Consider the following 24467-nt stretch of genomic DNA (forward strand, 5'->3'; position numbering starts at 1 on the left):
ATGGGGAGCAACCATGACGAACGTTCAACCGTCGGGCGCGATTGAAATCGCGCCGATCGAAGATACCAGCCTTCTTGCCTTCTACCGCGACATGAACAAGCCGGAGCGGCGGACCTTCTGGGCCTGCTTCGCAGGCTGGTCGCTCGACGGTATGGATTTCATGATCTATCCGCTCGTCATCGGCACCATCATCACGATGTGGAAGGTCGATCCGGGCACGGCCGGTCTCGCTGGCACCGTCACGCTGCTGGCTTCGGCCATCGGCGGCTGGCTCGCCGGCTATCTCTGCGACCGCATCGGCCGCGTGAAGACGCTTCAGATCACCATCATCTGGTTCTCCTTCTTCTCGCTGGTCTGCGCCTTCGTGCAGAACTTCGATCAACTTCTGGTGGCTCGTGCGCTGCTCGGCCTCGGCTTCGGCGGCGAATGGGCTGCGGGCGCAGTGCTGATGGGCGAAGTCATTCGCCCGCAGTATCGTGGCCGCGCAGTGGGATCGGTGCAGTCCGGATGGGCCGTCGGCTGGGGCCTTGCCGTGCTGTCGCAGGCGCTGCTGTTCTCTTATCTGCCGGCGGACGTTGCATGGCGCTGGATGTTCGCGATCGGCGCATTGCCGGCAATTCTGGTGTTTTTCCTGCGCCGTTATGTGGAAGAGCCGAAGGTCGCCGCCGAAACATTGGCGAAGCAGAAAGTCTCCGGCGACAGTCCGGCACTTTGGGAAATTTTCTCGGGCTCCATTGCGAAGACCACGATCCTTGCCTCGCTCGCGGCAACCGGCTGTCAGGGCGGCTACTACGCCATCACCTTCTGGGTGCCGCGCTTCCTCACCACCGAACGCAAGCTCTCGATCGTCAGTTCCACCGGCTATCTCGCGGCGCTGATTATCGGCTCGTTCGTCGGCTACCTCGTCGGGGCGTGGCTCGCCGACCGGATCGGACGGCGCAACCTGTTCCTGACCTTCTCGCTCGGCGCGATGATCGTCGTTCTCGCCTACACGCAATTGCCGCTGACCAATGAAGTGTTGTGGCTGCTGGGCTTCCCGCTCGGCTTCTTTGCCTCGGGCTACTTCTCCGGTATGGGGGCGTTCCTGACGGAGTTGTTCCCGACACGGCTGCGCGGCTCGGGACAGGGCTTTTGCTACAATTTCGGACGCGGCATTGGGGCGCTGTTTCCGTTCCTTGTGGGCTGGCTCTCGACATCGACATCGCTCGGCAACGCCATCTGCATCTTCGCGGTGCTGGCCTATGGCCTGTTCTTCCTCGCGGCATTCGCGCTGCCGGAAACCCGCGGCCGGATTCTTCACGCCGATGCCTGATCCTATCAACTCGTCAGCAAAAGAGGCCCCGGCGTGTCCGGGGCCTCAGCCTCATCAAAGCGGGCCGACACGCTTCAAGGTCCCGCGCGGGGCAGTCGATACCCACGCCCATGTGATCGGCCTGCCGCCGGATTATCCGTTCATGCCGGGGCGCAGCTACACGCCGCCGGAGGCGACTGCGCAGAGCTACATCGCCATGCTGGATGCCACCGGCATGACATACGGCGTGCTGACGCAAGTCAGTGTGCACGGCACGGACAACCGCCTGATGGCGGATACGCTGCGCGCGCATCGCCAGCGTCTGCGCGGCATCGCGGTGATCCCGCTGGATTGTCCTGAGAAGGAACGCGCGGCGCTGAAAGACGCAGGTGTCGTCGGCTTGCGCATCAATGTGCTGTATGGCGGCGGCATCGGCTTCGAGCAGGTCGAGAGCTACGCATCATTGTGCCGCGAGATGGGGTGGCACCTGCAATTCCTTTTCGATGCCCGGCAGTTGCCGGAGCTTGCACCGCGGCTGTCAAAGCTGCCGGTGCCATTCCTGATCGATCACATGGGGCACTTTCCAACCACAAGCGGAATCGAGAACGAAGGATTCAGGACGCTGATGTCGCTGGTGCGTGATGGCGCCTGGGTGCGGCTGTCCGGTGCCTATCGCAACACCGTCGAAGGCCCGCCCTATCGCGACACGATTCCCTTCGCGCACAATCTTGTCGCGGCCGCGCCCGATCGCTGCGTCTGGGGATCGGACTGGCCGCATGTCGCCAACTGGGGCGTCATGATGGGCGTATCGGATCTGCTTGATCTGCTGGCCGACTGGGTGCCGGACAGCACGCTGCGCAACCGCATTCTGGTCGATAATCCGCAGCGGCTGTTCGGATTTCCGCCCGTGCCCTAGCGCCCAAGTACAATAGCGTCATTGCCAACGAAGCGAAGCAATCCATCCTTTCGCCGCCAAGCTGGATTGCTTCGTCGCTTTCGCTCCTCGCAATGATGAAAAATATCCCCGTCTTACCGTCCGACCTGATACGGCCCGCCCTTTTCCAGCGCGCGCTGATAGGCCGGGCGCGCGTGAATACGTTGCAGCCAGGCCCACGCCTTCGGCGAGCTTTCATCGAGACCGGCGCGCGCCGATGCGGCTTCGAGCGGAAAGCTCATCTGGATATCGGCGGCGGTGAACTCGTTGCCCGCGAACCATTCGCTCTTGCCAAGTTCGCCTTCCCAGAACGCGATGTGCTGCTTGAGTTGTGGATTGACCAGCGTGTTGAGCATCTTGCCGAACACCGGCATCAGCAGCGGCCGCATCAGCGCCGGCGCGCGCTTCGGGGCCAGCGTGAACAGCAGCTTCTGAAGCAGCAGCGGCATGGCCGAGCCTTCGGCGTAGTGCAGCCAGTAGGTGTAGCGCAGCCGCTCCGGCGTTTTCGGCGGCGGGAGCAGACGGCCATTGCCATAGGTGTCGATGATGTATTCGACGATCGCACCCGACTCCGCGATGGTGTTGCCGTTGTCGGTGATGACCGGCGACTTTCCGAGCGGATGAACCGCCCGCAGCTCCTTCGGCGCAAGCATCGACGGCTGGCGCTGATAGCGCACGATCTCGTAAGGCACGCCCAGCTCCTCCAGCAGCCAGAGCACACGCTGCGAGCGGGAATTATTCAGATGATGAACTGTGAGCATGAGGCGCCGGTCATGGTTCGTTGCGGGGCATCAGTGGTGACAGCCTGTCCTGAGAAAGTCGAGACGGAATTTTACCCGGATTATATTGACAGGACATTTTTACCCGGGTAAATACTCGCCGTCGATAACGTACAAGGATAACCCATGCCCCCCCTGCCCGCCGTTATGATCGCCTTCGAGGGCAGCAGATGCCTGGGTCTGGGCGACCCTCACCTTGTCGCAACAAAGACCAAGCAGGCGCTCGAAAAAAACGGCGCCGCCCAGTTCATGATTTTCGACGCGGCAACCAGCCGGCCTGCCGAAATCGATCTGCGCGGATCGCTGGCCGACGTGCAGAAGCGGGTTGCACGCCGCATGCCGGTTCAGGCCGATGAGACGGCAGCGGAAACTGCGCCGCGCGGACCGGGCCGGCCCAAACTCGGCGTGGTCGCGCGCGAGATCACCTTGCTGCCGCGGCACTGGGAGTGGCTCTCGCTCCAGCCGGGCGGCGCTTCGGTCGCGATCCGCAAGCTTGTCGAGGACGCGCGGCGCGTCAACGCGGCGAAGGATCGCGCACGCGAGGGACAGGAATCGCTGCATCGTTTCATGACGGCGATGGCCGGCGACCAGCCGCATTACGAAGAGGCGTTACGCGCACTCTATGCAGGCGAACAGAAGCGCTTCGATGCCGCGATTGCCAGATGGCCCGCCGACGTGCGCGATCACGTCAAGCGGCTAGCCGCAGTTGCATTCGGGGCTGCGTAGCAAACTCTCAATCGAGAATCTGCTGTTCGATCGAAGGCAGTGCGAGCTTTGACGGGTCTGCGCCCGGTCCCGGATGCACGTGCACTTCCTTGGCGGACAGCGGCTCGTTGCAGACCGAGCAGGTCATCACCGGATCGAAGGTGTGGCCGCAAATCTTGTGCTGGTGAAGCACCGGCCGGCCGCGCTCATCCGCCATGTGAACGTCGCCCCAGTGAACGATCGACATCATGATCGGATGCAGGTCCAACCCCTTCTGCGTCAGGATGTACTCATAGCGCTTCGGACGCTCCTGATAGGCCACACGGCGAAGCACGCCCTGGCGTACGAGTTTCTTGAGACGCTCGGCCAGCAGGTGCCGCGTGATGCCGAGCCGCGACTGAAATTCATCAAACCGCCGGATGCGGCGGAAGCAATCGCGCAAAATCAGCAGCGTCCAGCGATCGCCGATGACGGACACCGTGCGCGCCACCGAACAGGCCTCGTCTTCAAGGGATTCCCACTTCATATCGCATCTCCGCGATGAATCAGCCGTCCATTCTGATTTGATATTTACTATACCTCCATCGTGGATGGATTTGAAGCCCGGTGTTTGTGCATCGCAGCACATTGCACCAGCTCACTTCTCATTGACAGTTCTATATTAGAACCCTATTGGTCGAAGCAAGAGAGGTCCGCATCAGAACCGGCCCGGCGCTTCAAACAGCGAAAAACCAGACCGAAGGGAGACGAAACGATGCTGAGGAGAACTGCACTCAAGGCCACCGTGGCGGCCCTGTTGCTTGCCGGGCTGTCCGCTCCGGTCGCAGCAGCCGACGCGCCAGGGGTGACGGCAACCGAGATCAAGGTCGGAGCAGTCTTTCCCTTCAGCGGCCCGGCCTCGGCGCTGGGCGCGGTCGGAAAGGCGCTGATCGCCTATGTCAACGTCCTCAACGAACAGGGCGGCGTGAACGGGCGCAAGATCAATCTGATCGCGATGGACGATTCCTACAGCCCGCCGAAAGCTGTCGAGCACACCCGCAAGCTGGTGGAATCCGACGAAGTCGCCTTCATGTTCTCGACTCTCGGAACGCCGAGCAATCTGGCCATCGCGAAGTATCTCGCCGCAAAGAAAATTCCGCAGGCCTTCATCGTCACCGGTGCGACGCGTTTCACGGACTACAACGAATACCCGATGATCACCACGGGGCTGCCGAGCTACGACACCGAGTCGCGGGCCTATGCGCGTTATCTCGCCAGGGAAATGCCTAACGCCAAGATCGCCATCCTTTACCAGAACGACGATCTGGGTAAGGACTTCATCGCGGGCTTCAAATCCGAACTGAAAGAGGCTTTCGACAGCAAGGTCGTGACCTCGAGCTATGAAGTCAGCCAGCCCACCATCGATTCCCAGATCGTGTCGCTGAAGAGCACCGGCGCGACCGTGATGCTGTTCGCAGGCACCCCGAAATTCGCGGCGCAGGCGATCCGCAAGACTCACGAATCCGGCTGGAAGCCGCTGTTCATCACCAACCTGATCTCGAGTTCGATCGCCGCGGTCCTTGCGCCCGCAGGCCTCGATATCTCGACCGGCGTGATGACCGCAACCTATCGCAAGGATCCGGACGATCCGAAATGGGCCAGCGGCAAGGGCGTCCAGATGTACCGCGCGTTCATGGAAAAGAACATGCCGGGCGCGGATTTGGCCGACAGCAACTACTTCACCGGCCTGCACCAGGGCGTCATTCTGGAAGCAGTGCTCAAGCAGTGCGGCAATGATCTGTCGCGCGAGAACATCCTCAAGCAGACCCGCAACATCAATGGGCTTGCACTGCCGATGTCGCTGCCCGGAATCGTCGTCAACACCAGCACCACCAACAACAAGATGTACACCCAGCTCAATCTTCAGCGCTGGAACGGCAAGGCGTGGGATCTGGTCGGCGGCCTCATCAACGACGACGCGAAGTGATAATCTGAACGGCGCGGCAGAGCCTGCCGCGCCGCGACAACAGCAAATCCTCTGTTAACAGGAGACGGACCTTGGCCAAGAGAAATGCGACCGTGGCGGTCATCGGCGCCGGCGACTATATCGGCGCCGAGATTGCGAAGAAGTTTGCCTCTGAAGGCTTCACGGTATTCGCCGGCCGCCGTAACGGCGACAAGCTTGCACCGCTGGTGAAGGAAATCGAGGCCGCAGGCGGAGAAATCCACGCCCGCTCGCTCGATGCGCGCAAGGAAGAGGAGATCGTCTCCTTCATCACGGATGCCGACAAGCATGCGCCGCTTGAAGTCTGCATCTTCAACATCGGCGCCAACGTCAATTTTCCAATTCTCGACACCACCGAACGCGTCTTCCGCAAGGTGTGGGAAATGGCCTGCTACTCCGGCTTCCTGGCCGGGCGCGAAGCTGCGCGGGTCATGCTGCCGCGCGGCAAGGGCAACATCTTCTTCACCGGCGCCACCGCCAGCCTTCGCGGCGGATCCGGCTATGCGGCCTTTGCCAGTGCCAAATTCGGCCTGCGCGCCGTGGCGCAAGCGACCGCGCGCGAACTCGGACCGCAGAACATCCACGTCGCTCACCTCATCATCGATTCCGGCGTGAATACCGAATGGGTCCGTCAGCGGCGCATCGAGGCCAATGGCCCCGGCGCACTGGACGATCCCAATCTATTGATGCCGCCGTCGTCGGTCGCGGAATCCTACTGGCTGCTCTACCAGCAGCCGCGCAGTGCCTGGACATTCGAACTCGAGATCCGTCCGTTCGGTGAGAAATGGTAAGCGCATAGCTGCCGAGCATCACGCCGGCGTGAGCCCTGCTTGCGCCGGCGCTGTCATTTGAGCAAGGTTCGCGCGCTTATCGATTGGGCCTGAGCCAACCCGAAAACCTGTTTCCACCTTTCGGGACCTACCCAACACTCAAAAGAAGTGGATCTGATTATGCGCATACTCGTCATCGGCGCCGGCGCGACAGGCGGATATTTCGGCGGCAGACTTCTGCAGGCAGGCCGCGATGTGACGTTTCTGGTGCGTCCGAAGCGGGCCGAGCTGTTGGCCAGGAACGGCCTCGTCATCAAAAGCCCGGTCGGCGACGTCACGCTCAGGAACCCGCCGACCATTCTGGCGGAAAAGATCACGACGCCGTTCGACGTCATCATCCTGAGCTGCAAGGCTTACGACCTCGACAGCGCGATTGCATCCTTCGCCGCCGCCGTCGGCCCCGATACCGCGATTATCCCGTTCCTGAACGGCATGAAGCACCTCGACGTGCTGGATGCGAAATTCGGGATCGACCGCGTCATGGGCGGACAATGCCAGGTCGCGGCGATGCTCGACGCGGAGGGCGTCATCCATCAGCTTACGCCAATGCACGCGATGTCCTTCGGCGAGCGCGGCAAGCCCAAGGGCGATCGCGCCAAGCGTATTGAGGCGACATTGCAGGGCGCGATGTTCGACGCCAAGGCCAGCGATGTCATCACGCAGGAAATGTACGAGAAGTGGGTGTTCCTCGCCACGCTGGCCGGGGCGACGTCGCTGATGCGCGCGCCAACCGGGCACATCACCGCTGCGCCGGGCGGCGAACAGTTCATCCGCGGCCTTCGCGCGGAGATCGCCTCGGTGGCCGACGCGGCAGGTTATGCGCCGCGCGCTGAATTTCTGGAGCGCACGGGCGGCCTGCTGTTCGCACCGGGATCGCAGATGACGGCATCGATGCTGCGCGATATCCGCAGCAATGCGCGTATCGAAGCCGACCAGATCATCGGCGACCTGATCCATCGCGCCGAAACAAACAAGAAGGGTGCACTGAATGTGCCGCTGCTGCGCATCGTCTACACCCATCTGAAGGCGTACGAGTCGCAACTGGCCTAAGCGCCAGCGTCCTTGGATCACCAAAGCAAAAGGCCGGGTCAAACCCGGCCTTTTTTCTTTCATTTCAAGGCAAGCGGCTTTTCCTCATCGAGGAAGTTCATCAGCTCGCGGAAGAACTGCATGCGGTTCTTTTCCATCATCACCGTGTGGGTGCCTTCGCTGATCTCGATCAGCCGCCAGTACGGCGCCTTCTTGAGCTGCTTGACGTAGTTCTGCGCGAGATAGCTCGGCAGATCGGCATCCCATTCGGCATGCAGCACAATCACCGGCACCGTGATCTTGCCGGGATCGAACAGCGCCTTGCCGGCCCCCCAGTAGAGCTGGGTGTCTTCCACCACACCGTTCGGCGCGCGCAGCATGCCGGGATTTTTCGTCACCGAATCCGGATCGGTGGCCCAGGTCGCATTGGCCCACGCGTCGAACACACCGGGCGGAATGAGATCGGCCTTCTTGTTGTCCGGCACGTCCTTCAGCCAGCGTTCCTTGGCCGACTCCTTCGAGACAAGACGATACGCGCCAAGCTTCGGCCACTGCGCCGGCGGCGGTTCGGTGCGAATCCACTGCGGCGCGTAGAGCACGAGGCGGTTGACCTTGGCGTTGTTCTCACTGGTGTAGAGACCGACGGTTGAGGTGCCCCACGACCAGCCCATCACATTGATCTTGGAGACGCCGCGCTTCTTGAGAATGTAATCCACCGCCGTGCCGAAATCCTTCGCGGCCACGCGCGTCTGGACGATGGGCTTGTTGTCGCCGGGCGGCTGGCTCATTTCCGGCGGCCGCGACGAGCGGCCATAACCGCGGATATCCACCAGATAGACGTCGTAGCCGCGCGCCGCGATCAGATCCATCATCGACTTGCCTTCGATCGGCAGATCGAACGCGGTCTCGGACGGATAGGTCGCGCCGTGGACGTAAAGCAGAATTTTCTCGGGTGCGAATTTCTTCTGGCCCGCCGGATGCTTGTTGCGCACGAACAACTGGATGCCGGCATCGCCGGTCGGAATCATGGTGTCCGACGTCTCGAGCCTGACGTCTTTTGCCTGCGCGCTCATGCTTGTGAACATCGCACCGGCGGCAAGACACGCCAAAGCAGCCCACGAAAACTTGCTGACCATATAAGTCCTCCCGCCGACAACGCGGCACTTTTCTTGGTTATGATGGTTAGTCCGGTCTGCGTTCGATAATGAGGGCAGATCCAACAGTCGCGAGAGTGTTGTCGAACATATCTGGCTCATTTCCGTTATTGAGAATCAGGCCCGCCTGATCGTCGCCCGCCAGATTGACGGCCCAGTGCGGACTGCCTCCGGCATAAATTTCCTTGTCCAGCAGCAGCGCCTGCAAGTCGTACAGATGAACCTTGTTGTGGGTCAGCAGAACGTATCCGTTCCGCGCTGACTCGCGGGACTTGGCGGGCCAGTCGTTGCGGTTGGGGTCGTCGACAAAAAATACCACGCGCTGATAGCGCTCGGTCTTGAGTTCGCTTTCCGAGATTCCGCGCTTGCCGCCTTCTTCAATAATTCGCGGGCCAACCTGAACTGCATCGCGGCACTTTCCAGCCCGCGCATTCAGACTCGTGATGTCGTTCGACGTGAAAAGCACGGGAACCACTGCGTCATAGCCCTTGTAGTGCTCGCTATCATGCAGGCAGAAAATCGCGCTGAACGTCGGCTTGTTGACCAGGGGGTAAAGCTGCCTGCCGTTGATCCGGAGCAAACCGATCTGGTCGGGACGGCGCTGACCCGCGGCCCAGCCCGCAGGTGCGATAAAGAGCGGTTTGTCCTTGCTGTGCCCCAGCACGCCTTCGAGGCTGTAGCTCAACAGCTCCGCCCGCTGTTCGCCGTTCACCACGAACTTGGCAATGCCGTCTTTGACATCCCGTCCCGCCGCGACCGTCTCTGACGTTCCCGCAAGCTTCAACCTCGTGTACCCGAGATGAAAGCGCACTGCGGTGAATTTGATCTCCGCGCCCGAAGACGTTTTGAAGACGGCATTCCTCAGAGCGGCGGTGTATTGATCAATCGGCTGCCATTTCAGTTCGCCGGACTGCGCCTGAAAGGCCGTCGAATAATAAAGTACGCCCGCAACGAGTCCGCGAAGCATCCATGTCGTCAACGCCCGATCGTGCATCGGCACTGGCCCTGAATTTCAAATATTCTTCTTTGACACCAGCACGATGCCGGACACGTCGTAATCGTCGTTCTTGCCGAAATTGTAGGTCACGTCGCCCGGCACGAATTCGATGTAATGCACGTTCTGGGGCCGTGGATCTTCCGGGGCCGGACGGCCGCCCGCTTCCTTGGCATCGCCGTTCCCGACAGGCATGACTTCCTCGAGCGAGGTGTGAATCAGAAAGTCAGTGACACGAAGTGAATCTTTCGAATCGCGGATGGTCGGCCTCACTGCGACACCATCGACTTTCATGGTGACCGGAAACTTTTGCGTCGCGAGGTAGACCGTCACCTTCACTTCGTCATCGCGTGTCGCATAAAAATAGAGTCGGCTGAGGGGCCGCTGCTGAGCAATAATCTCCGCGCCCTTGAAACGGAAAGAATAGCCGTAAGGCGCATTGAAACTGGCGCGCGCGCGAATCTCGTTGACCGCCTTGGTCAGGGTTTCGACCTGATGTCTCAGGTCGTCGACTTGTTTGCTGTCCGCTGCTTGTTTGTTGTCGGGCGCCGGTTTGTTGTCCGGCAGAAGCGTGACCGGCGTCGGCGCTGTGCTCTGCACGACGATCGCGCCCGCCTTGCTGTTGCGGACAACATCCTCGATGTACTTGTCGATGCGAGGGCTCAGAAGGTAGATGCATGCACCACCCACGGCCCCGGTGGCGCCGAGAATGCCCGCCATCGATGCAATGCCATTTTGAATGCTGGCAAATTTGCCCGGCTTCTTGGTCTCGCTCGGAACCTCGGACATTTGCGCCCCCATAGAGCTTTCGGGAGGCTAGCGCGAAAGGTACACCGCTACAACTATCGCGATAAGCCACCCTTTTCTTATCGGGTTTGACCGGTTGAGGCTGGGTACAGAGCCACAAACGACAAAGCCGCCTTGCGGCGGCTTGTCATTCGACGGCAACGATCCTGTCGTAGCTGTCGGCCAAGATTCTCAATCGAGAATTTCTGGAGCGGGCGAAGGGATTCGAACCCTCGACCCCGACCTTGGCAAGGTCGTGCTCTACCCCTGAGCTACACCCGCATCAGAATTGGCGGGGCGCAAAGCGCGCCGCCGGGCAAAGCTATGCCAAATGCCGCCATGCAATGCAACAGGGCTAATCCTTTATTCCGCATGCCCGGTTCCGGCAATTTTGGGCCAAATCGATGTTTTTCATGGGCCTTTGCGGTCTCTCACCCAATTGAAAATCAGCCAAAAGACCTCCATCTGTGGGTTTGCGCCGTTCCTGCCCTGACGGCCACCCGGGCCGCGCGGGAATTCGCGCCTTCTTGCATATCGGCCATTTTCACTGCGGCGGATCGAAGCTGCCGGAAAATGCCCTGATCGTGCTAGAAGCGGCTCTCTTCCATACGACAGGCGGCAGACGAGGATCACGTGACCATAGTCGAGCAAGGCAGCGGACCGGCGGCGATGACGCCTCCCGACCTCATCAAGGACACCACGACCCAGACCTTCGTGAAGGACGTCATCGAGGAATCGAAGCGCCAGCCGGTTCTGATCGACTTCTGGGCGCCGTGGTGCGGCCCCTGCAAGCAATTGACCCCAAGCCTCGAAAAGGCCGTCCGTGCCGCCAAAGGCAAGGTCAAGCTGGTCAAGATGAACATCGACGAGCATCCGGCGATTCCGGGACAGATGGGCATCCAGTCGATCCCCGCCGTCATTGCCTTCGTCAACGGCCAGCCCGCCGACGGCTTCATGGGCGCGGTGCCTGAAAGCCAGGTCACGGCGTTCATCGACAAGCTGACCAAGGGCATGCCTTCGCCGGAAGGCGACATCGCTGAAATCCTCAACGAGGCCGAGGCCGCAATGGCGGCCGGCGATGCAGCCACCGCCGCCTCGATTTACGCCGAAGTGCTCGGCGTCGACGCCACCAATCTCACCGCGCTTGCCGGTCTGGCGCGATGTTACATCGCGACCGGCGCGCTGGAGCAGGCCAAGCAGACGCTGGCTTTGGTGCCGGAGTCCAAGCGCAACGATGCCGCGATCTCCGCGGTGCAGACCATTCTCGATCTCGCCGAACAGGCCAAGGCTGTCGGTCCGGTGACGGAACTCGAACAGAAGGTCGCCGCCAATCCGCTCGATCATCAGGCGCGGTTCGATCTCGCCGTCGCACTCAACGCCGGCGGCAAGCGCACCGAGGCCGCGGGCCATCTGATGGAGATCGTCAAGCGCGACCGCAAATGGGACGACGACGGCGCGCGCAAGAAGCTGGTACAGTTCTTCGAAGCATGGGGACCGAACGACGACGCGACCGTGGAAGGCCGCAAGCGTCTTTCAACGATCCTTTTCTCCTGAGGATCTCTACGGAATTTCCGTACGACTGATGTGAGGGAAGCGGATGCCGATCAACGCCGAATACCGTGGGCCCGCCGATCTGCCGAAAGTCATTCCGGTGTTTCCGCTGCCCGGAGCGTTGCTGCTGCCGCGCGGCCAGATGCCGCTCAATATTTTCGAGCCGCGCTATCTTCAGATGGTGGACGACGCATTTCGCGACGGCCACCGCCTGATCGGAATGATCCAGCCTGACGTGACCCATTCGCAGAGCAGCGAACGGCCCACGCTGTTCAAGGTCGGTTGCGTTGGACGCATCACGCAGCTCGCCGAGTCCGGTGACGGGCGCTACATTCTCGAACTGACCGGTATCGCGCGCTTCACGGTGCTGGAAGAGAAGACGGTTCTCACGCCCTATCGCCAATGCCGCGTTGATTTTGCCGCGTTCATCGACGATTTCGTGGCGCGCAAGGGCGAAGAAAGTGTCGACCGCCAGGCGCTGCTTCAGGCGCTTACGCTGTTTCTGAAAGCCAACCAGCTCAAGGTCGATTGGGAAGGCATCGAAAGCGCGCCCAATGAGGCGCTCGTCAACGCGCTGGCGATGATGTCGCCCTATGGGCCGGCGGAGAAGCAGGCGCTGCTCGAGGCGCCGGACCTCAAGACCCGCGCCGAGATCCTGATTGCCGTGACCGAAATGGATCTCGCCAAAAAGCAGACGACCGGCGATCCGCCGTTGCAGTAACGGCTCGATCGCGCCCTAGTAGCCCGCGATCCCGAGCGCGACCACGCCGCTCAGCAGCATCCATCCGAAATGACGCCCGCGTGTGGCGTAGGCATTGGCCAGCGCCGCAAATCCGAACACCACCGCGAACGTCGCCACGATCCAGTGACGCGCGACCTCCGACGCCATATAGGGCGCAGCAATCAGCAGCACCCCGCCGCCGATCCACGCCAGCGTCCCCGCCCGCCAGACCAGCCGTATCAGCGTCCGCAACCGCGGCGGCTCGATCGCCGCACGCGCGAACACCTTCGTCTCACCGAGCACACCGTGAACCAGCGCCACGACGATCGCGAGCGCCCCGGAACATTGCAGAAGCAAATCGCGCATCACACCGTCCCCACGTCTGCCATACATAACTGTATGGCGACGATGCGCCGGCTGCTGGCATCTGTCAATACAGTTATGTATGTTCACCCGAACATCCGGAGACGTCTGCGTGACCTCTGTTCCGCTTTCCGCCAACGACTGGCTCGATCAGGGTTTGAAAACGCTGACGCAAAGCGGCTATACGGCGCTGAAGGCCGAGCCGCTGGCGAAAGCCATGGGCGTCTCGCGCGGCAGTTTCTACTGGCATTTCGCCGATGTCGGCGCATTTCACACTGCCCTGCTCAAGCGCTGGCGCGAGCTCTCGACCGAGCAGATCATCGCCAATCTCGAGCAATCCAGAAATCGCGAGGCGCCTCTCAACCTGCTGCTGCGCGGCGCGTTCAGTAGCAGGCTTCCCGTCGAGGTCGCAGTGCGGAGCTGGGCCACGGTCGATCCGGCGGCCCGCGCTGCGGTGCAGGCGATCGACAAGCGCCGGCTGTCCTATATCGAAAGCCTCCTGACAGCGGCGGGATGCCCGCCGGAGGTGGCGCGAGCGCGCGCGCAAATTCTCTACTGGGCGTTTCTTGGCTTCACGCTGTCAGACAAGCCCTTGCCGAAACAGCGCCGGAGCGAATTCCTCGACGAGCTGATGAGGATCGCCAACGCCCCGGCTTGATAAGCTGATCGCTCTTTTCAACCTGCAACGGATTGATGCCGACAATCCGCCGGGATACTGACGGGCCGTTTTTCATTCATGGTTTCAGGAAAATCCAATGCCGACATTGATCGCCCGCATTCTCGACTGGCCCTATTTCGCGATGCTCGCACGCATTGTTCTGACATTTCCGTTCTGGGGCAGCGGCCTCTCCAAGCTGATCGATTTCCCGGGCGGCGTCGCGGAGATGGCGCAGTACGGCCTGAAGCCACCGGTGCTGATCAACTGCCTGGTGATCTTCACCCAGCTCGGCGGCTCTCTGCTGATCATCGCCAATCGCCGTGCCTGGTCGGGCGCAGGCGCTCTGGCCATTTTCACGTTGCTGACAATTCCGATTGCCCACGACTTCTGGAATCTGAAAGGCGAGGCCGCGAAATTCGAATTCTATGTCGCGGTCGAGCATATCAGCCTGATCGGCGGATTGATGCTCGCCGCCATCCTGTCGCGGCAATCGAAATACAAAGGCGCGTAGCTTGCTGCGACCACGCCAATAAAAAAGCGCCGCAAAGAGCGGCGCTTTTCTGGTTTCAGAGAATGCCCCTGAAGATTTACGAAGCGCGGGTGGCTTCCCAGCGGCCCGAACACGTCATGCTCGAGGATTTGCCGCTCCACTGGCCGGAGCCGGAATTGGCCGAAAGCTTGCCGCTGCCGCTGGCCTTCTGATCGCCGCGCGCGATGGTGACATTGACCGCGCCGGCATCGCCGACATGACCGGAAATGTCGAAGCTGCCGTCACCCGAATAGCTGACACGGCCACCCTCGACCCTCACGGGATAGCTGTAGGCCGGATCGCAATTGCCGGACTGGGTGATGATGGTGACCTTCCACGACCCGTCGAACGAGGAGCCAGCCTTGGCCGAGGTGGCGAGCACGATAGCCGCCGTGAGGAGCGCCGCCGCGAAGGCAGCCAGGGCGAACAGCCGGGCGGCTGGATTCAAGGACAAAGCACTCGTCTTGGCGCGCACGGCCATCTGTGTATCCCTTGCGTTGGGTGGATGCTGGGAGGGATATAGTCACAATGTGGCAAGACTTCTAGCGCGATGCAGCATCGCCGGATGTAATCGGTTTATTTAGGTATTATAATAGGTTATCAGCGATGCGCCTCCCAGCGCCCGCTGCACCTGGCACCATTCAGAGTGCCGCTCCAGCGGCCCGACCCGGAATAGCCTGCCAGCCGCCCGCTGGCCCGGCCGGAGGAGGCGCCACTGGAAATCGCCACATTGACCCCGCCACCACCGCTGATGCGCCCGTTGATGGTGGCGCCGCCGGTCGAAACGATCCGGCCGCCGCTGATTTGGAGCGGAAAGCTGTAGGCGGCATCGCAGTTGCCGGCCTGGGTGACAATGATGACCGTCCAGGGACCGTCGAATGAGGCGGCTTGGGCGGCCGATCCGGCCAGAAAGGCCGCGGCAGCGAGGGCGAAAGGAACCGACCGCTTCAAAACGCTGAAAGTCATGGACTGGCCTTCCAGGTGAGGGGCGCTGAGGTGTTAGGAAATAGTCGCTGAAAGGGCTCCCTTCGTTCAAGAGGCGCCGTTAATCGTTGCCAATCCGGCAATCCTCTGCCATAAGCCCAACCTTCGTCGCCCGGCTGATCAAGGGCTGCCGTGGCGACGCCAGTGCCGACTTTGTCCACACGGGACTAAGTTGAGCATTTTCAACGCTCTAACGAGCATTTCAGCCGCCAAATCGCCTTTCGGGGCGGTTTTTTGTTGCGGCAACAGGAGAGCAAAATGCCCAAGCTGAAGACCAAGTCGGGCGCCAAAAAGCGCTTCAAAGTAACCGGGACCGGAAAAGTGGTGTCCGCCCATGCAGGCAAGCGCCACGGCATGATCAAGCGGACCAAGAAGCAGATTCGCCAGCTCCGTGGCACGCGGATTCTGTTCAAGACCGACGGCGACAACGTCAAGAAGTACTTCTTGCCGAACGCCTAAAGCGGTTCACCGGGCCGCCTTCGCGCGGCCGCCTGTTTTCACTTTTCCAGATGAAGGACATGCATCATGTCTCGCGTTAAACGCGGCGTCACAGCTCACGCCAAGCACAAGAAAGTCTACAAGGCCGCCAAGGGTTTTTCCGGCCGCCGCAAGAACACCATCCGCGCCGCCAAGGCCGCCGTCGACAAGGCGGGCCAGTATGCCTTCCGCGCCCGCAAGCTGAAGAAGCGCACGTTCCGCGCGCTCTGGATCCAGCGCCTCAACGCGGCCGTGCGCCCGTTCGGCATGACCTACAGCGTGTTTATCAACGGCCTCGCCAAGTCGGGCGTCGTTGTGGACCGCAAGGTGCTGTCGGATCTCGCGATCCACGAGCCGGCGGCGTTCCAGGCGATTGCTGAAAAGGCCAAAGCCGCTCTCGCGGCGTAAGCTTTGCCCCTCTTGCACGAGGCCGACACGACCGGAGCGTAACAACGCTCCGCTGCGTTCGGCTGGGTGACATAATCCCCCGCCGGACGGCTCAACCGAAACCGTTCCGCTGGGGCTTGCAATGTCCGACCTCGCCAAACTCGAAACCGAAATTCTCGGCGCCATCGCCGCCGCTTCCGATGAAGCTGCGCTGGAGGCCGTGCGCGTCGGCGCTCTCGGCAAGAAGGGTTCGATCTCCGCCCTGCTTGCGACCCTCGGCAAGATGTCGCCGGACGAGCGCAAGACCGAAGGCGCGAAAATCAATCTCGCCAAGGACAAGGTGACCGAAGCGCTGAGCGCGCGCCGCGACATTCTCAAGAATGCCGCGCTCGATGCGCGGCTTGCTTCGGAGACCATCGACGTCACGCTGCCAACGCGAGAGACGCCCGCCGAGCAGGGCCGCATCCATCCGCTTTCCCAAGTGATGGACGAGCTCACCGCGATCTTCGCCGACATGGGTTTCTCGATTGCCGAAGGTCCGGACATCGAGACCGACGACTACAACTTCACCAAACTGAATTTCCCCGAGGGCCATCCTGCGCGGGAAATGCACGACACGTTCTTCTTCAATCGCAAGGAAGACGGTTCGCGGCCGCTCCTGCGCACCCATACGTCGCCTGTGCAGGTCCGCACCATGCTGACCCAGAAGCCGCCGATCCGCGTTATCTGCCCGGGCCGCACCTATCGCATCGACAGTGACGCGACCCACACGCCGCAATTCCATCAGGTCGAAGGCCTTGTCATCGACAAAGGCTCGCATCTCGGCCACCTGAAATGGATTCTCGCGGAATTCTGCAAGGCGTTCTTCGAGGTCGATAACGTCAACATGAAATTCCGTCCGTCGTTCTTTCCATTCACCGAACCGTCGCTGGAGGTCGATATCCAGTGCCGCCGCGACAAGGGCGAGATCCGGTTCGGCGAAGGCGAGGACTGGCTGGAGATTCTCGGCTGCGGCATGGTGCATCCGAATGTGCTGCGTGCCTGCGGCATCGATCCCGACGTCTATCAGGGCTTTGCCTGGGGCATGGGCATCGACCGCATCGCGATGCTGAAATACGGCATCAACGACCTGCGCCAGATGTTCGAAAGCGACACCCGCTGGATCAATCACTACGGCTTCAAGCCGCTTGATGTGCCGACGCTGGCGGGAGGGTTGTCGTCATGAAATTCACCCTCTCCTGGCTGAAAGAACATCTCGACACCGACGAGCCGCTCGAGAAGATCGCCGACAAGCTCACCATGATCGGCCTTGAAGTCGAGCACATTGAGGACAAGGCGAAGGCGCTGGCGCCGTTCGTCATCGCCAAGGTGATCTCCGCCGAGCAGCATCCGAACGCCGATCGCCTGCGCGTCTGCATGGTGGACTATGGCCAGATCGCGAAAGGCGAAAAGCCGCTGCAGGTGGTCTGCGGCGCGCCGAATGCGCGCGCGGGCTTGATCAGCGTGTTCTCGCCGCCCGGCACCTACATCCCCGGCAAGAACATCACGCTCTCTGTCGGCAACATTCGCGGCGTCGAAAGCCACGGCATGCTGTGCTCGGCCGCCGAACTTGAACTCTCCGAGGATCACGACGGCATCATCGAACTTCCGGCGGACGCGCCGGTCGGCAAGCCTTACGCCGAATGGGCCGGCCTCGGCGATCCGGTGATCGAAATCAACCTGACGCCCAACCGTCAGGACTGCACCGGCGTGCACGGCATCGCGCGCGATCTCGCCGCCGCCGACATGGGCAAGTTCAAGGACAACGCCCCGAAGCAGATCAAGGGTGAATTCCCCTGCCCCGTACAGGTGAAAATCGAGGACGAGAAGCTGTGTCCGGGTTTCGCGTTGCGTCTGGTGCGCGGCGTCAAGAACGGCCCGTCGCCAGAATGGCTGCAAAAGCGCCTGACCTCCATCGGCCTGCGTCCGATCAATGCGCTGGTCGATATCACCAATTTCATGACCTTCGATCGCGCGCGGCCACTGCATGTGTTCGACGCCAGGAAGGTGACGGGCAACCTCACCGTGCGCCACGCCAAAAACGGCGAAACCATTCTGGCGCTCGACGGCAAGACCTACACCCTCGACGACACGATGTGCGTGATCGCCGATGAGCACGGTGTCGAGTCGCTGGCCGGCATCATGGGCGGTGAAGCCTCCGGCTGCGACGAGACCACCACCGACGTGCTGATCGAATCGGCGCTGTGGAACGAAATCAACATCGCGCAGACCGGCCGCAAGCTCGGCATCAACTCGGACGCGCGTTATCGCTTCGAGCGCGGCGTCGATCCGGCCTTCATGGTGCCGGGCCTCGAGATGGCGACCAAGCTGGTGATGGACCTGTGCGGCGGGTCACCGTCCGAGATCGTTGTCGCCGGACAATCTCATGGCGATGACCGGATTATCGAATTTCCGCTCAGCGAGGTGAAGCGTCTGGCCGGCATCGAGGTGCCGTTCCCGGAAATGAAACTGATTCTGGGCCATCTCGGATTCATGGTCGCTGGCACCGGTCCCGTGGTGAAGGTCGCGGTGCCGTCGTGGCGCAGCGACGTGCACGGCAAGGCCGACATCGTGGAAGAGATCGTGCGCATCGTCGGCGTGGACAGCGTGCCGCTGACGCCGTTCGAGCGCGGTGACGCGCCGCGCAAGCCGGTGCTGACCCAGCTTCAGCTCCGCACCCGCCGCGCCAAACGCGCGCTGGCCGCGCGCGGTATGCTTGAGGCCGTGACATGGTCGTTCGTCTCCAGGACGCAGGCCGAATTGTTCGGCGGCGGTCAGCCCGAACTCACGCTGGCCAACCCGATTGCATCGGATCTCTCCGACATGCGCCCTTCGCTGATCGCAGGACTTGTCGCAGCCGCGCAGGCGAACGCCGACCGCGGCTTTCCCGATGTGGCGCTGTTCGAGGTCGGCCAGATCTTCAAGGGCGACAAGCCCGAAGATCAGTTCATGGCGGCAAGCGGTGTGCGCCGCGCGCTGGCCTCGTCAAAGGGCATCGGCCGTCATTGGTCGGGCAGCTTCACCGTCGATGCGCTGGATGCCAAGGCCGATGCGCTCGCGGTCCTCGCGGCCGCAGGCGCACCGATGCAGGGACTTCAGATCGTCTCCGCAAAGGAATCGAAGAATTTTCCGGCATGGCTGCATCCCGGCCGCTCAGGCGCGATCCAGATCGGGCCGCAGAATGTGCTCGGCTACTTCGGCGAGTTGCATCCGCGCGCGCTGGAAGCCCTGAAGGCCGACGGCCCGCTGGTAGCATTCGAAGTTATCCTCGAGCGCATTCCCGATGCGAAGGCGAAGCCGACCCGCGCCAAGCCGCTGCTGGAACTGTCGCCGTTCCAGCCGGTGTCACGCGACTTCGCGTTCATCGTCGACCGCAGCGTCAAGGCTGGCGATATCGTGCGCACCGCGCAGGCTGTCGACAAAAAGCTGATCACAGGCGTCACCGTGTTCGACGTCTATGAAGGCAAGGGCATCGATGACGACAAGAAGTCCATCGCCATCGCAGTCACACTGCAGCCGCGCGAAAAGACCCTGACCGATCAGGAGATCGACGCGGTGGCGTCGAAGATCGTCGCGGACGTGACCAAGAAGACCGGCGGCATGCTGCGGGGGTAAATCTCCTCACCTCTCCCGTGGGGAGACGTCGGCTTCGCGGTAGCGAAGTCGGGTGAGGGCGTAGAATCTCTCGATAGATTTGAGCCCCCTCACCCCGGCCCTCTCCCCCACGGGGAGAGGGAGCCGGCTCTCGCTTGATGCGACATCGAAGCGACGATTCCGATCAAACGAATACAGCGGTCAATTGCGCGGCCAGTTCAGGCTGCGCCCGCCTGGCGCGGGTGGCTCCGCCGTTGCGCGCGATTGCGCGCGTTTCGGTTTTTTGCCGGATTTCTCCGCGACCGGCGCATCTTTCAGCACACCGATCTTGCGCAGGGCCGCGTCCGCGGCGCGCTCGCCGGAGTCCCATGCGCCGCCAACCGTGCCCCACTGGGTTTCGTGCGCGGCGTCGCCGGCGAAAAACAGACTGCCCAGCGGCTCCATCAAAACCTTCCGTGCCGGCTGGCCGCCGGGCGAGGCCGCCGACATCGCTCCATAAATGTACGGCATGTCGTTCCAGCGTGTCGCCGTGGTGCGCTTCGCAATGTTCTTGACGTCCGCGCCAAATAATTTTGTCAGCCATTCCTGCGCGAATGCCACCATCGCCGCCTCGCCGCGCGCCGACAGTTCAGCGCCGAATGAGCCGGCGACATCGACCTGACACAGCGACGAGCCGCCAAGGTTGGCGAGCAGGAATCCGGTCGAGCGGTCGGTGCTTTGCTCGATCACGATATCGTCGCGCGACAGCCCAAGCGGATTGCCCGGCAACTCCAGCGCAATGTGATCGTAGCTGCCGAGCGTGAGCTTCGACGCCGCATCCTGCTGGCGCTTCGGCAGGTCGGGCGCGAACTTGATCTTTCCCGACAGCAGCGCGTTGGTCGACGCCGTCATGATGACGGCTTTGGCGGTGATGGTGCCCGCAGATGTCTCGACCTGCGCATCACGCCCGCTCCACGCAATACGCGTCACCGGCGTCGAGAGCACAACGGGAAGGCCTTCGCCGAGTTTGGCGATCAGCGCGCCCAGTCCCTGACGGCAGGCCGACGGTCCGTCGCGCTGCGCCATGGCGACAAGATCAAGCGCCGACAGATCTTTCAGATCCTTACCGGTGGCGGCGGCGCCGAGCAGGAAATCCGTGGTGCCCGCCCATACACCGAGATCCCTCGGCAGCCCCGCGGCGGCGGGCATATCGGCCTTGCCGCGCACGGCATCGCCCATGGCGCGATTGGCACGGACCAGCGTGGCGAGAAAATCTTCGCTCTCACCGGCGCGCGCGTTGCGCCGGCCGATCCGGATGCGCTGGCCGCGCGGCGCGGGAAGCATATCCATGCCGACACCACGCGCCAGTTTTGCGGCCGGACTGGTCTCGGCGTTGTAGAGCCAGCGCGCGCCCCGGTCGAACGGCACATCGAAGGCCGTTGCATCGGTGACGCAGCGCCCGCCGATGTTGGGCGCGGCTTCGATCACGACCACCTTGCGGCCTGTTGCGGAAATCCGGCGCGCGGCGGCAATGCCTGCGGCACCGGCACCGATCACGACAATGTCAGCATCGCGCGGCAGGGGAGCTGCGATCGCGCTGGCTCCGAAGGGTGAGAGCGCTGCGAACGCCGCAGAACCGGCCAGAATATCGCGCCGGGTAATTGTCATGTCATGGTTTCCGGAATTCGACCAAAAGCGAGAACATCCCAGCGTGGTGGTTCACAAGCCCGCATTACGTTTGCTGCAGCTTCTTATGCGGACTTGCGAGCCGAAACCACACTGGAATCATATATTTGCTGGTGTCCTTCGAATCTGAGGCTCGCTCCGGCCGTGCCGCGCAATTCAGCGAACGTCGGATTCGAGACACCAGAACTTGCCGCATTGGAGGCCTTGCGGCAACGGTCATGGTGAATGTTTGATGAGTGGCAGGCTTGACGCATGAACTAAATTGAAATTGCTTTCGACAACAATAAGCCAACAAGAAAGCGGCCTGAATGCGCCGCTCGGGGGGAAGAACACCATGGGCTTCGTACTCGATACCGTCGGCAAGATCATTGCCGGTTACCTCCAGAAAGAGGTTCCGGGTTATGAGCCTTTCACGCCCAGCGATCCGGAACGGCTCCGCGGGCTGATCGAGGCTGGCGACGTGCTGCTGGTCGAGGGAAACAATCGCGTCTCCGGCATCATCAAGTATCTCACCCAGTCGACATGGTCCCACGCCGCGCTGTATGTCGGTCCGATCGATGGCGCGAACGAGCCCGATGGCGAACCGCATGTGCTGATCGAGGCAAATATCGGCGAAGGCGTCACTACCGCGCCCCTCTCGAAATACTATCCCTATCATACCCGCCTCTGCCGCCCCGTCGGTCTGTCCTATGAGGATCGCACCACGGTCTGCCGCTACGCGATCAATCGCGTCGGCTTCGGCTACGACACCAAGAATATTCTGGATCTGATGCGCTACCTGATCCCGCTGCCGATCCCGCAGCGCTGGCGGCGGCGCATGATCTCGCTGGGTTCGGGCGATCCGACCAAGATCATCTGCTCGGCGCTGATCGCGCAGGCCTTCGGCGCGGTGCGCTATCCGATCCTGCCGAAGATCACGCAGGCCGCGAGCCGCCGGGCGCGCAAAGAAATTCTGCACATTCGCGATTCCTCGCTCTACATGCCACGCGACTTCGACATCTCGCCCTATTTCGAGATCGTCAAGCCGACCATTGTCCGCGGATTCGACTACACGGCGCTGCACTGGGCCGACACGACCAAGCCGTCCCCGGAGGTGGCGGACGAAAACGATCCCTTTCCAGAGGGAGTCTTCGAGACGTCGGAAGCACCGCTCGCGCCTGTTGCGCCGTTTGAGCAGGATTCGCCGAAAGGCAAACCGGCGCGCGAACTCGCAGCCTGAGCCGGAATCCGATCTCGAGCGCTCTGGCTAGTCGTCATTCCGGGGCGCGAGCATTCGCGAGCGAGCCCGGAATCCCGAAATTATTTCCGATGAACTCTTCTGGATTCCGGATCAGCCGCGATGCGGCTGTCCGGAATGACAGCGTAACTAAAAAATTTCCGCGTCAGAACGCCGCCTGCCGATCCCGCCACTTGCCGAACCCATTTGCCGTATCTAACTGGGTCTGGTTTTCTTGGGGTTCTTTCGGAGGGTTGCCCATGCTCGACGCCGCGCTCAAGGCGCTGTCCCAGATCCTTTCGCCGCCGATGCGTTCCATCCTGTGGAAGTCGGTCGGTCTGGCGCTGGTGCTGATTGTCGCCGCCGCGGCGGCGCTGCAACGGCTGCTGAGCTGGCTCGCAGGATCGGGCGGACTATGGGCCGAGACCATGGTCGGCTCCGACTATCATACCCTCATCAGTATTCTCACATGGATTGTCTCGATCGCCGCCGGCCTCGGCGTCGTCGTCGGCGCTGTGTTCCTGATGCCCGCGATCACCTCGCTGGTCGCCAGCGTGTTCGTCGACGACGTCGCCGACATTGTCGAGCGCGAACACTATCCGGCGGAAAAGCCGGGCAAGGCGCTGCCGATCGGCCTCGCCATCACGGAAGGCTCGAAGACCGCGCTGCTGACCGTGCTGGTTTATATCGTTGCGCTGCCGTTCGTGCTGCTCGCGGGTGCCGGCTTCATCGTGTTCTTCATCGCCACAGCGTGGCTGCTCGGCCGCGAGTATTTCGAACTCGCCGCGATGCGCTTCCGCACACCGGAGGAAGCCAAGCTGCTGCGCAAGCAGAACGGCGCGACCGTCTTCACGGCCGGACTGTTCATTGCCGCCTTCGTCTCGATCCCGATCGTGAATCTGGCGACGCCGCTGTTCGGCATGGCCTTCATGGTCCACATGCACAAGCGGCTGTCCGGCCCGCGGCCCGAGCTGCTCGAACCGGTGCGGCCAACGCGCGTGCCGACGGCCTGAGCTAGACCGGCACCGTCTTCTCCGGCCACCGGCACAGATCGTTGATGATGCACGCCTCGCAGCGCGGCTTGCGTGCGACGCAGGTGTAGCGGCCGTGCAGGATCAGCCAGTGATGGGCGTGGCGCGCGAACAGCGGCGGCACGATCTCGAGCAATCCCAACTCAACTTCGAGCGGCGTCTTGCCGGGCGCTAGTCCCGTGCGGTTGCCGACGCGAAACAGATGGGTGTCGACGGCGATGGTCGGTTCGCCGAACGCGATGTTGAGCACGACGTTGGCGGTCTTGCGTCCGACCCCCGGCAGCGCTTCCAGCGCGGCGCGATCGCGCGGCACCTGACTGCCGTGCAGCGCGATCAACTGTTCCGAGAGGGCAATGACGTTCTTCGCCTTGGTGCGATAGAGGCCGATGGTCTTGATGTAGTCGCGCAGCCTCTCCTCGCCGAGCGCCACCATTTTCTCCGGTGTGTCGGCCACCGGGAACAGATGCCGCGTCGCCTTGTTGACGCCAACGTCGGTCGCCTGCGCCGACAGCGCCACCGCCACCAGCAGCGTGTAGGGATTGAGGTGTTCGAGCTCACCCTTCGGTTCGGGGTTGGCGTTGCGGAAGCGGGTAAAGGCCTCGACCACCTCGGCCTCGGTCCAGGGCTTAAACTTTGTTGACTTAAACTTTGTCGGCTTAAGCTCGCCTGGCTTGAGCTTCGGCTTGGTGGCCTTTGACACCCGCTTTGCCGGTCCGGCCGGACTTGCCTTGGATTTTGAACGGGACGTGATCGCCTTTTTTGCCAT

General features: G+C 62.0%; 26 protein-coding genes and 1 tRNA gene. 16 read left to right on the forward strand and 11 right to left on the reverse strand.

What is annotated here, in order from left to right; genetic code table 11:
* The first annotated feature begins 13 nt into the window (after positions 1-13).
* Positions 14-1312 (forward strand): MFS transporter, encoded by a 1299-nt coding sequence (locus ACP7AL_RS05465; protein ID WP_006023375.1) that lies wholly within the window; start codon positions 14-16, stop codon positions 1310-1312.
* A complete protein-coding gene (locus ACP7AL_RS05470) occupies positions 1305-2207 on the forward strand; it encodes an amidohydrolase family protein (protein WP_425989629.1) in 903 nt (300 codons plus the stop codon). The genes ACP7AL_RS05465 and ACP7AL_RS05470 overlap by 8 nt, the downstream gene beginning before the upstream one ends.
* Before the next feature lie 113 nt (positions 2208-2320).
* Here ACP7AL_RS05470 and ACP7AL_RS05475 read toward each other — a convergent pair whose 3' ends face one another.
* Positions 2321-2986 (reverse strand): glutathione S-transferase family protein, encoded by a 666-nt coding sequence (locus ACP7AL_RS05475; protein ID WP_425989631.1) that lies wholly within the window; start codon positions 2984-2986, stop codon positions 2321-2323.
* A 144-nt stretch (positions 2987-3130) separates the two neighbouring features.
* Between ACP7AL_RS05475 and ACP7AL_RS05480 the strand changes: the two genes are divergently transcribed.
* Positions 3131-3730 (forward strand): DUF2239 family protein, encoded by a 600-nt coding sequence (locus tag ACP7AL_RS05480; RefSeq protein WP_425989633.1) that lies wholly within the window; start codon positions 3131-3133, stop codon positions 3728-3730.
* Between the two features lie 7 nt (positions 3731-3737).
* On the opposite strand, the gene ACP7AL_RS05485 is transcribed toward ACP7AL_RS05480, so the two are convergent.
* On the reverse strand, positions 3738-4235 hold the full coding sequence (locus ACP7AL_RS05485) for a winged helix-turn-helix transcriptional regulator (protein WP_425989635.1): 498 nt from the start codon (positions 4233-4235) through the stop codon (positions 3738-3740).
* 228 nt (positions 4236-4463) lie between these two features.
* Here ACP7AL_RS05485 and ACP7AL_RS05490 point away from each other — a divergent pair, with 228 nt between their 5' ends.
* The 3 genes from ACP7AL_RS05490 to panE all read left to right on the forward strand — a co-directional run bounded on the left by ACP7AL_RS05490 (position 4464) and on the right by panE (position 7573).
* Positions 4464-5675: an ABC transporter substrate-binding protein gene (locus ACP7AL_RS05490; protein WP_425989637.1), complete on the forward strand. Its 1212-nt coding sequence runs from the start codon at positions 4464-4466 to the stop codon at positions 5673-5675.
* 71 nt (positions 5676-5746) lie between these two features.
* Positions 5747-6484 (forward strand): SDR family oxidoreductase, encoded by a 738-nt coding sequence (locus ACP7AL_RS05495; protein ID WP_024576822.1) that lies wholly within the window; start codon positions 5747-5749, stop codon positions 6482-6484.
* 159 nt (positions 6485-6643) lie between these two features.
* Positions 6644-7573: a 2-dehydropantoate 2-reductase gene (gene panE, locus ACP7AL_RS05500; protein ID WP_425989639.1), complete on the forward strand. Its 930-nt coding sequence runs from the start codon at positions 6644-6646 to the stop codon at positions 7571-7573.
* A gap of 59 nt (positions 7574-7632) precedes the next feature.
* Here the strand turns inward: panE and ACP7AL_RS05505 are convergent, their stop codons facing one another.
* The 4 genes from ACP7AL_RS05505 to ACP7AL_RS05520 form a co-directional block, all read right to left on the reverse strand.
* The gene (locus tag ACP7AL_RS05505) at positions 7633-8688 is read right to left on the reverse strand and encodes an alpha/beta hydrolase (RefSeq protein ID WP_425989641.1); all 1056 of its coding nucleotides are present in this window, start codon (positions 8686-8688) and stop codon (positions 7633-7635) included.
* A 46-nt stretch (positions 8689-8734) separates the two neighbouring features.
* On the reverse strand, positions 8735-9673 hold the full coding sequence (locus ACP7AL_RS05510; protein ID WP_425989643.1) for a hypothetical protein: 939 nt from the start codon (positions 9671-9673) through the stop codon (positions 8735-8737).
* A 45-nt stretch (positions 9674-9718) separates the two neighbouring features.
* Positions 9719-10489 (reverse strand): hypothetical protein, encoded by a 771-nt coding sequence (locus tag ACP7AL_RS05515; protein ID WP_006023365.1) that lies wholly within the window; start codon positions 10487-10489, stop codon positions 9719-9721.
* 204 nt (positions 10490-10693) lie between these two features.
* Positions 10694-10768, reverse strand: a tRNA-Gly gene (locus ACP7AL_RS05520).
* A gap of 351 nt (positions 10769-11119) precedes the next feature.
* Here ACP7AL_RS05520 and trxA point away from each other — a divergent pair.
* Positions 11120-12040 (forward strand): thioredoxin, encoded by a 921-nt coding sequence (gene trxA, locus ACP7AL_RS05525; RefSeq protein ID WP_425989645.1) that lies wholly within the window; start codon positions 11120-11122, stop codon positions 12038-12040.
* A 43-nt stretch (positions 12041-12083) separates the two neighbouring features.
* The gene (locus ACP7AL_RS05530) at positions 12084-12758 is read left to right on the forward strand and encodes an LON peptidase substrate-binding domain-containing protein (RefSeq protein ID WP_024921082.1); all 675 of its coding nucleotides are present in this window, start codon (positions 12084-12086) and stop codon (positions 12756-12758) included.
* 15 nt (positions 12759-12773) lie between these two features.
* On the opposite strand, the gene ACP7AL_RS05535 is transcribed toward ACP7AL_RS05530, so the two are convergent.
* Positions 12774-13124, reverse strand: a complete 351-nt coding sequence (locus tag ACP7AL_RS05535; protein ID WP_425989647.1) for a hypothetical protein — start codon at positions 13122-13124, stop codon at positions 12774-12776.
* A 79-nt stretch (positions 13125-13203) separates the two neighbouring features.
* Here ACP7AL_RS05535 and ACP7AL_RS05540 point away from each other — a divergent pair, with 79 nt between their 5' ends.
* Both ACP7AL_RS05540 and ACP7AL_RS05545 read left to right on the forward strand, forming a co-directional pair.
* Entirely contained in the window at positions 13204-13779 is a 576-nt protein-coding gene (locus tag ACP7AL_RS05540; protein WP_425989649.1) for a TetR/AcrR family transcriptional regulator, read from the forward strand.
* 97 nt (positions 13780-13876) lie between these two features.
* Positions 13877-14290, forward strand: coding sequence for a DoxX family protein (locus ACP7AL_RS05545; protein ID WP_425989651.1), 414 nt, complete (start codon positions 13877-13879; stop codon positions 14288-14290).
* Positions 14291-14366: 76 nt separating this feature from the next.
* On the opposite strand, the gene ACP7AL_RS05550 is transcribed toward ACP7AL_RS05545, so the two are convergent.
* Together ACP7AL_RS05550 and ACP7AL_RS05555 are read right to left on the reverse strand one after the other, a co-directional pair.
* Positions 14367-14789, reverse strand: a complete 423-nt coding sequence (locus ACP7AL_RS05550) for a hypothetical protein (RefSeq protein ID WP_425989653.1) — start codon at positions 14787-14789, stop codon at positions 14367-14369.
* A gap of 119 nt (positions 14790-14908) precedes the next feature.
* Positions 14909-15274: a hypothetical protein gene (locus ACP7AL_RS05555; protein WP_425989654.1), complete on the reverse strand. Its 366-nt coding sequence runs from the start codon at positions 15272-15274 to the stop codon at positions 14909-14911.
* Positions 15275-15550: 276 nt separating this feature from the next.
* Here ACP7AL_RS05555 and rpmI point away from each other — a divergent pair, with 276 nt between their 5' ends.
* From rpmI to pheT, 4 genes are all read left to right on the forward strand, one after another.
* Positions 15551-15751 carry a 50S ribosomal protein L35 gene (gene rpmI / locus ACP7AL_RS05560; protein ID WP_002713838.1) on the forward strand — a complete coding sequence of 67 codons (201 nt, stop codon included), beginning with the start codon at positions 15551-15553 and terminating at the stop codon, positions 15749-15751.
* 66 nt (positions 15752-15817) lie between these two features.
* Positions 15818-16177 (forward strand): 50S ribosomal protein L20, encoded by a 360-nt coding sequence (gene rplT / locus ACP7AL_RS05565; RefSeq protein ID WP_006023357.1) that lies wholly within the window; start codon positions 15818-15820, stop codon positions 16175-16177.
* 121 nt (positions 16178-16298) lie between these two features.
* Complete coding sequence (gene pheS, locus ACP7AL_RS05570; protein WP_425989657.1) at positions 16299-17381, forward strand: phenylalanine--tRNA ligase subunit alpha; 1083 nt, start codon at positions 16299-16301, stop codon at positions 17379-17381.
* The gene (gene pheT / locus ACP7AL_RS05575; protein ID WP_425989659.1) at positions 17378-19810 is read left to right on the forward strand and encodes a phenylalanine--tRNA ligase subunit beta; all 2433 of its coding nucleotides are present in this window, start codon (positions 17378-17380) and stop codon (positions 19808-19810) included. The genes pheS and pheT overlap by 4 nt, the downstream gene beginning before the upstream one ends.
* Positions 19811-19990: 180 nt before the next feature.
* On the opposite strand, the gene ACP7AL_RS05580 is transcribed toward pheT, so the two are convergent.
* The gene (locus ACP7AL_RS05580; protein WP_425989663.1) at positions 19991-21436 is read right to left on the reverse strand and encodes a flavin monoamine oxidase family protein; all 1446 of its coding nucleotides are present in this window, start codon (positions 21434-21436) and stop codon (positions 19991-19993) included.
* Positions 21437-21788: 352 nt separating this feature from the next.
* Here ACP7AL_RS05580 and ACP7AL_RS05585 point away from each other — a divergent pair, with 352 nt between their 5' ends.
* Together ACP7AL_RS05585 and ACP7AL_RS05590 are read left to right on the forward strand one after the other, a co-directional pair.
* Positions 21789-22673 carry a YiiX/YebB-like N1pC/P60 family cysteine hydrolase gene (locus tag ACP7AL_RS05585; protein WP_425989665.1) on the forward strand — a complete coding sequence of 295 codons (885 nt, stop codon included), beginning with the start codon at positions 21789-21791 and terminating at the stop codon, positions 22671-22673.
* A gap of 257 nt (positions 22674-22930) precedes the next feature.
* Positions 22931-23683, forward strand: a complete 753-nt coding sequence (locus ACP7AL_RS05590) for a sulfate transporter family protein (RefSeq protein WP_425989667.1) — start codon at positions 22931-22933, stop codon at positions 23681-23683.
* Position 23684: 1 nt separating this feature from the next.
* Here ACP7AL_RS05590 and nth read toward each other — a convergent pair whose 3' ends face one another.
* A complete protein-coding gene (gene nth / locus ACP7AL_RS05595) occupies positions 23685-24467 on the reverse strand; it encodes an endonuclease III (protein WP_425990027.1) in 783 nt (260 codons plus the stop codon).

The sequence above is a fragment of the Afipia sp. DC4300-2b1 genome (assembly GCF_049895725.1).
In the GTDB taxonomy this organism is placed as follows: domain Bacteria; phylum Pseudomonadota; class Alphaproteobacteria; order Rhizobiales; family Xanthobacteraceae; genus Afipia; species Afipia broomeae.

What these genes read in the sequence shown, in the direction of transcription:
- ACP7AL_RS05465 (WP_006023375.1), top strand. Translation starts at nt 14, where the DNA reads ATGACGAACGTTCAACCGTCGGGCGCGATTGAAATCGCGCCGATCGAA.
- ACP7AL_RS05470 (WP_425989629.1), top strand. Translation starts at nt 1,305, where the DNA reads ATGCCTGATCCTATCAACTCGTCAGCAAAAGAGGCCCCGGCGTGTCCG.
- ACP7AL_RS05475 (WP_425989631.1), bottom strand. Translation starts at nt 2,986, where the DNA reads ATGCTCACAGTTCATCATCTGAATAATTCCCGCTCGCAGCGTGTGCTC.
- ACP7AL_RS05480 (WP_425989633.1), top strand. Translation starts at nt 3,131, where the DNA reads ATGCCCCCCCTGCCCGCCGTTATGATCGCCTTCGAGGGCAGCAGATGC.
- ACP7AL_RS05485 (WP_425989635.1), bottom strand. Translation starts at nt 4,235, where the DNA reads ATGAAGTGGGAATCCCTTGAAGACGAGGCCTGTTCGGTGGCGCGCACG.
- ACP7AL_RS05490 (WP_425989637.1), top strand. Translation starts at nt 4,464, where the DNA reads ATGCTGAGGAGAACTGCACTCAAGGCCACCGTGGCGGCCCTGTTGCTT.
- panE (WP_425989639.1), top strand. Translation starts at nt 6,644, where the DNA reads ATGCGCATACTCGTCATCGGCGCCGGCGCGACAGGCGGATATTTCGGC.
- ACP7AL_RS05505 (WP_425989641.1), bottom strand. Translation starts at nt 8,688, where the DNA reads ATGGTCAGCAAGTTTTCGTGGGCTGCTTTGGCGTGTCTTGCCGCCGGT.
- ACP7AL_RS05510 (WP_425989643.1), bottom strand. Translation starts at nt 9,673, where the DNA reads ATGCTTCGCGGACTCGTTGCGGGCGTACTTTATTATTCGACGGCCTTT.
- ACP7AL_RS05515 (WP_006023365.1), bottom strand. Translation starts at nt 10,489, where the DNA reads ATGTCCGAGGTTCCGAGCGAGACCAAGAAGCCGGGCAAATTTGCCAGC.
- ACP7AL_RS05530 (WP_024921082.1), top strand. Translation starts at nt 12,084, where the DNA reads ATGCCGATCAACGCCGAATACCGTGGGCCCGCCGATCTGCCGAAAGTC.
- ACP7AL_RS05535 (WP_425989647.1), bottom strand. Translation starts at nt 13,124, where the DNA reads ATGCGCGATTTGCTTCTGCAATGTTCCGGGGCGCTCGCGATCGTCGTG.
- ACP7AL_RS05540 (WP_425989649.1), top strand. Translation starts at nt 13,204, where the DNA reads ATGTTCACCCGAACATCCGGAGACGTCTGCGTGACCTCTGTTCCGCTT.
- ACP7AL_RS05545 (WP_425989651.1), top strand. Translation starts at nt 13,877, where the DNA reads ATGCCGACATTGATCGCCCGCATTCTCGACTGGCCCTATTTCGCGATG.
- ACP7AL_RS05550 (WP_425989653.1), bottom strand. Translation starts at nt 14,789, where the DNA reads ATGGCCGTGCGCGCCAAGACGAGTGCTTTGTCCTTGAATCCAGCCGCC.
- ACP7AL_RS05555 (WP_425989654.1), bottom strand. Translation starts at nt 15,274, where the DNA reads ATGACTTTCAGCGTTTTGAAGCGGTCGGTTCCTTTCGCCCTCGCTGCC.
- rpmI (WP_002713838.1), top strand. Translation starts at nt 15,551, where the DNA reads ATGCCCAAGCTGAAGACCAAGTCGGGCGCCAAAAAGCGCTTCAAAGTA.
- rplT (WP_006023357.1), top strand. Translation starts at nt 15,818, where the DNA reads ATGTCTCGCGTTAAACGCGGCGTCACAGCTCACGCCAAGCACAAGAAA.
- pheS (WP_425989657.1), top strand. Translation starts at nt 16,299, where the DNA reads ATGTCCGACCTCGCCAAACTCGAAACCGAAATTCTCGGCGCCATCGCC.
- pheT (WP_425989659.1), top strand. Translation starts at nt 17,378, where the DNA reads ATGAAATTCACCCTCTCCTGGCTGAAAGAACATCTCGACACCGACGAG.
- ACP7AL_RS05580 (WP_425989663.1), bottom strand. Translation starts at nt 21,436, where the DNA reads ATGACAATTACCCGGCGCGATATTCTGGCCGGTTCTGCGGCGTTCGCA.
- ACP7AL_RS05585 (WP_425989665.1), top strand. Translation starts at nt 21,789, where the DNA reads ATGGGCTTCGTACTCGATACCGTCGGCAAGATCATTGCCGGTTACCTC.
- ACP7AL_RS05590 (WP_425989667.1), top strand. Translation starts at nt 22,931, where the DNA reads ATGCTCGACGCCGCGCTCAAGGCGCTGTCCCAGATCCTTTCGCCGCCG.
- nth (WP_425990027.1), bottom strand. Translation starts at nt 24,467, where the DNA reads ATGGCAAAAAAGGCGATCACGTCCCGTTCAAAATCCAAGGCAAGTCCG.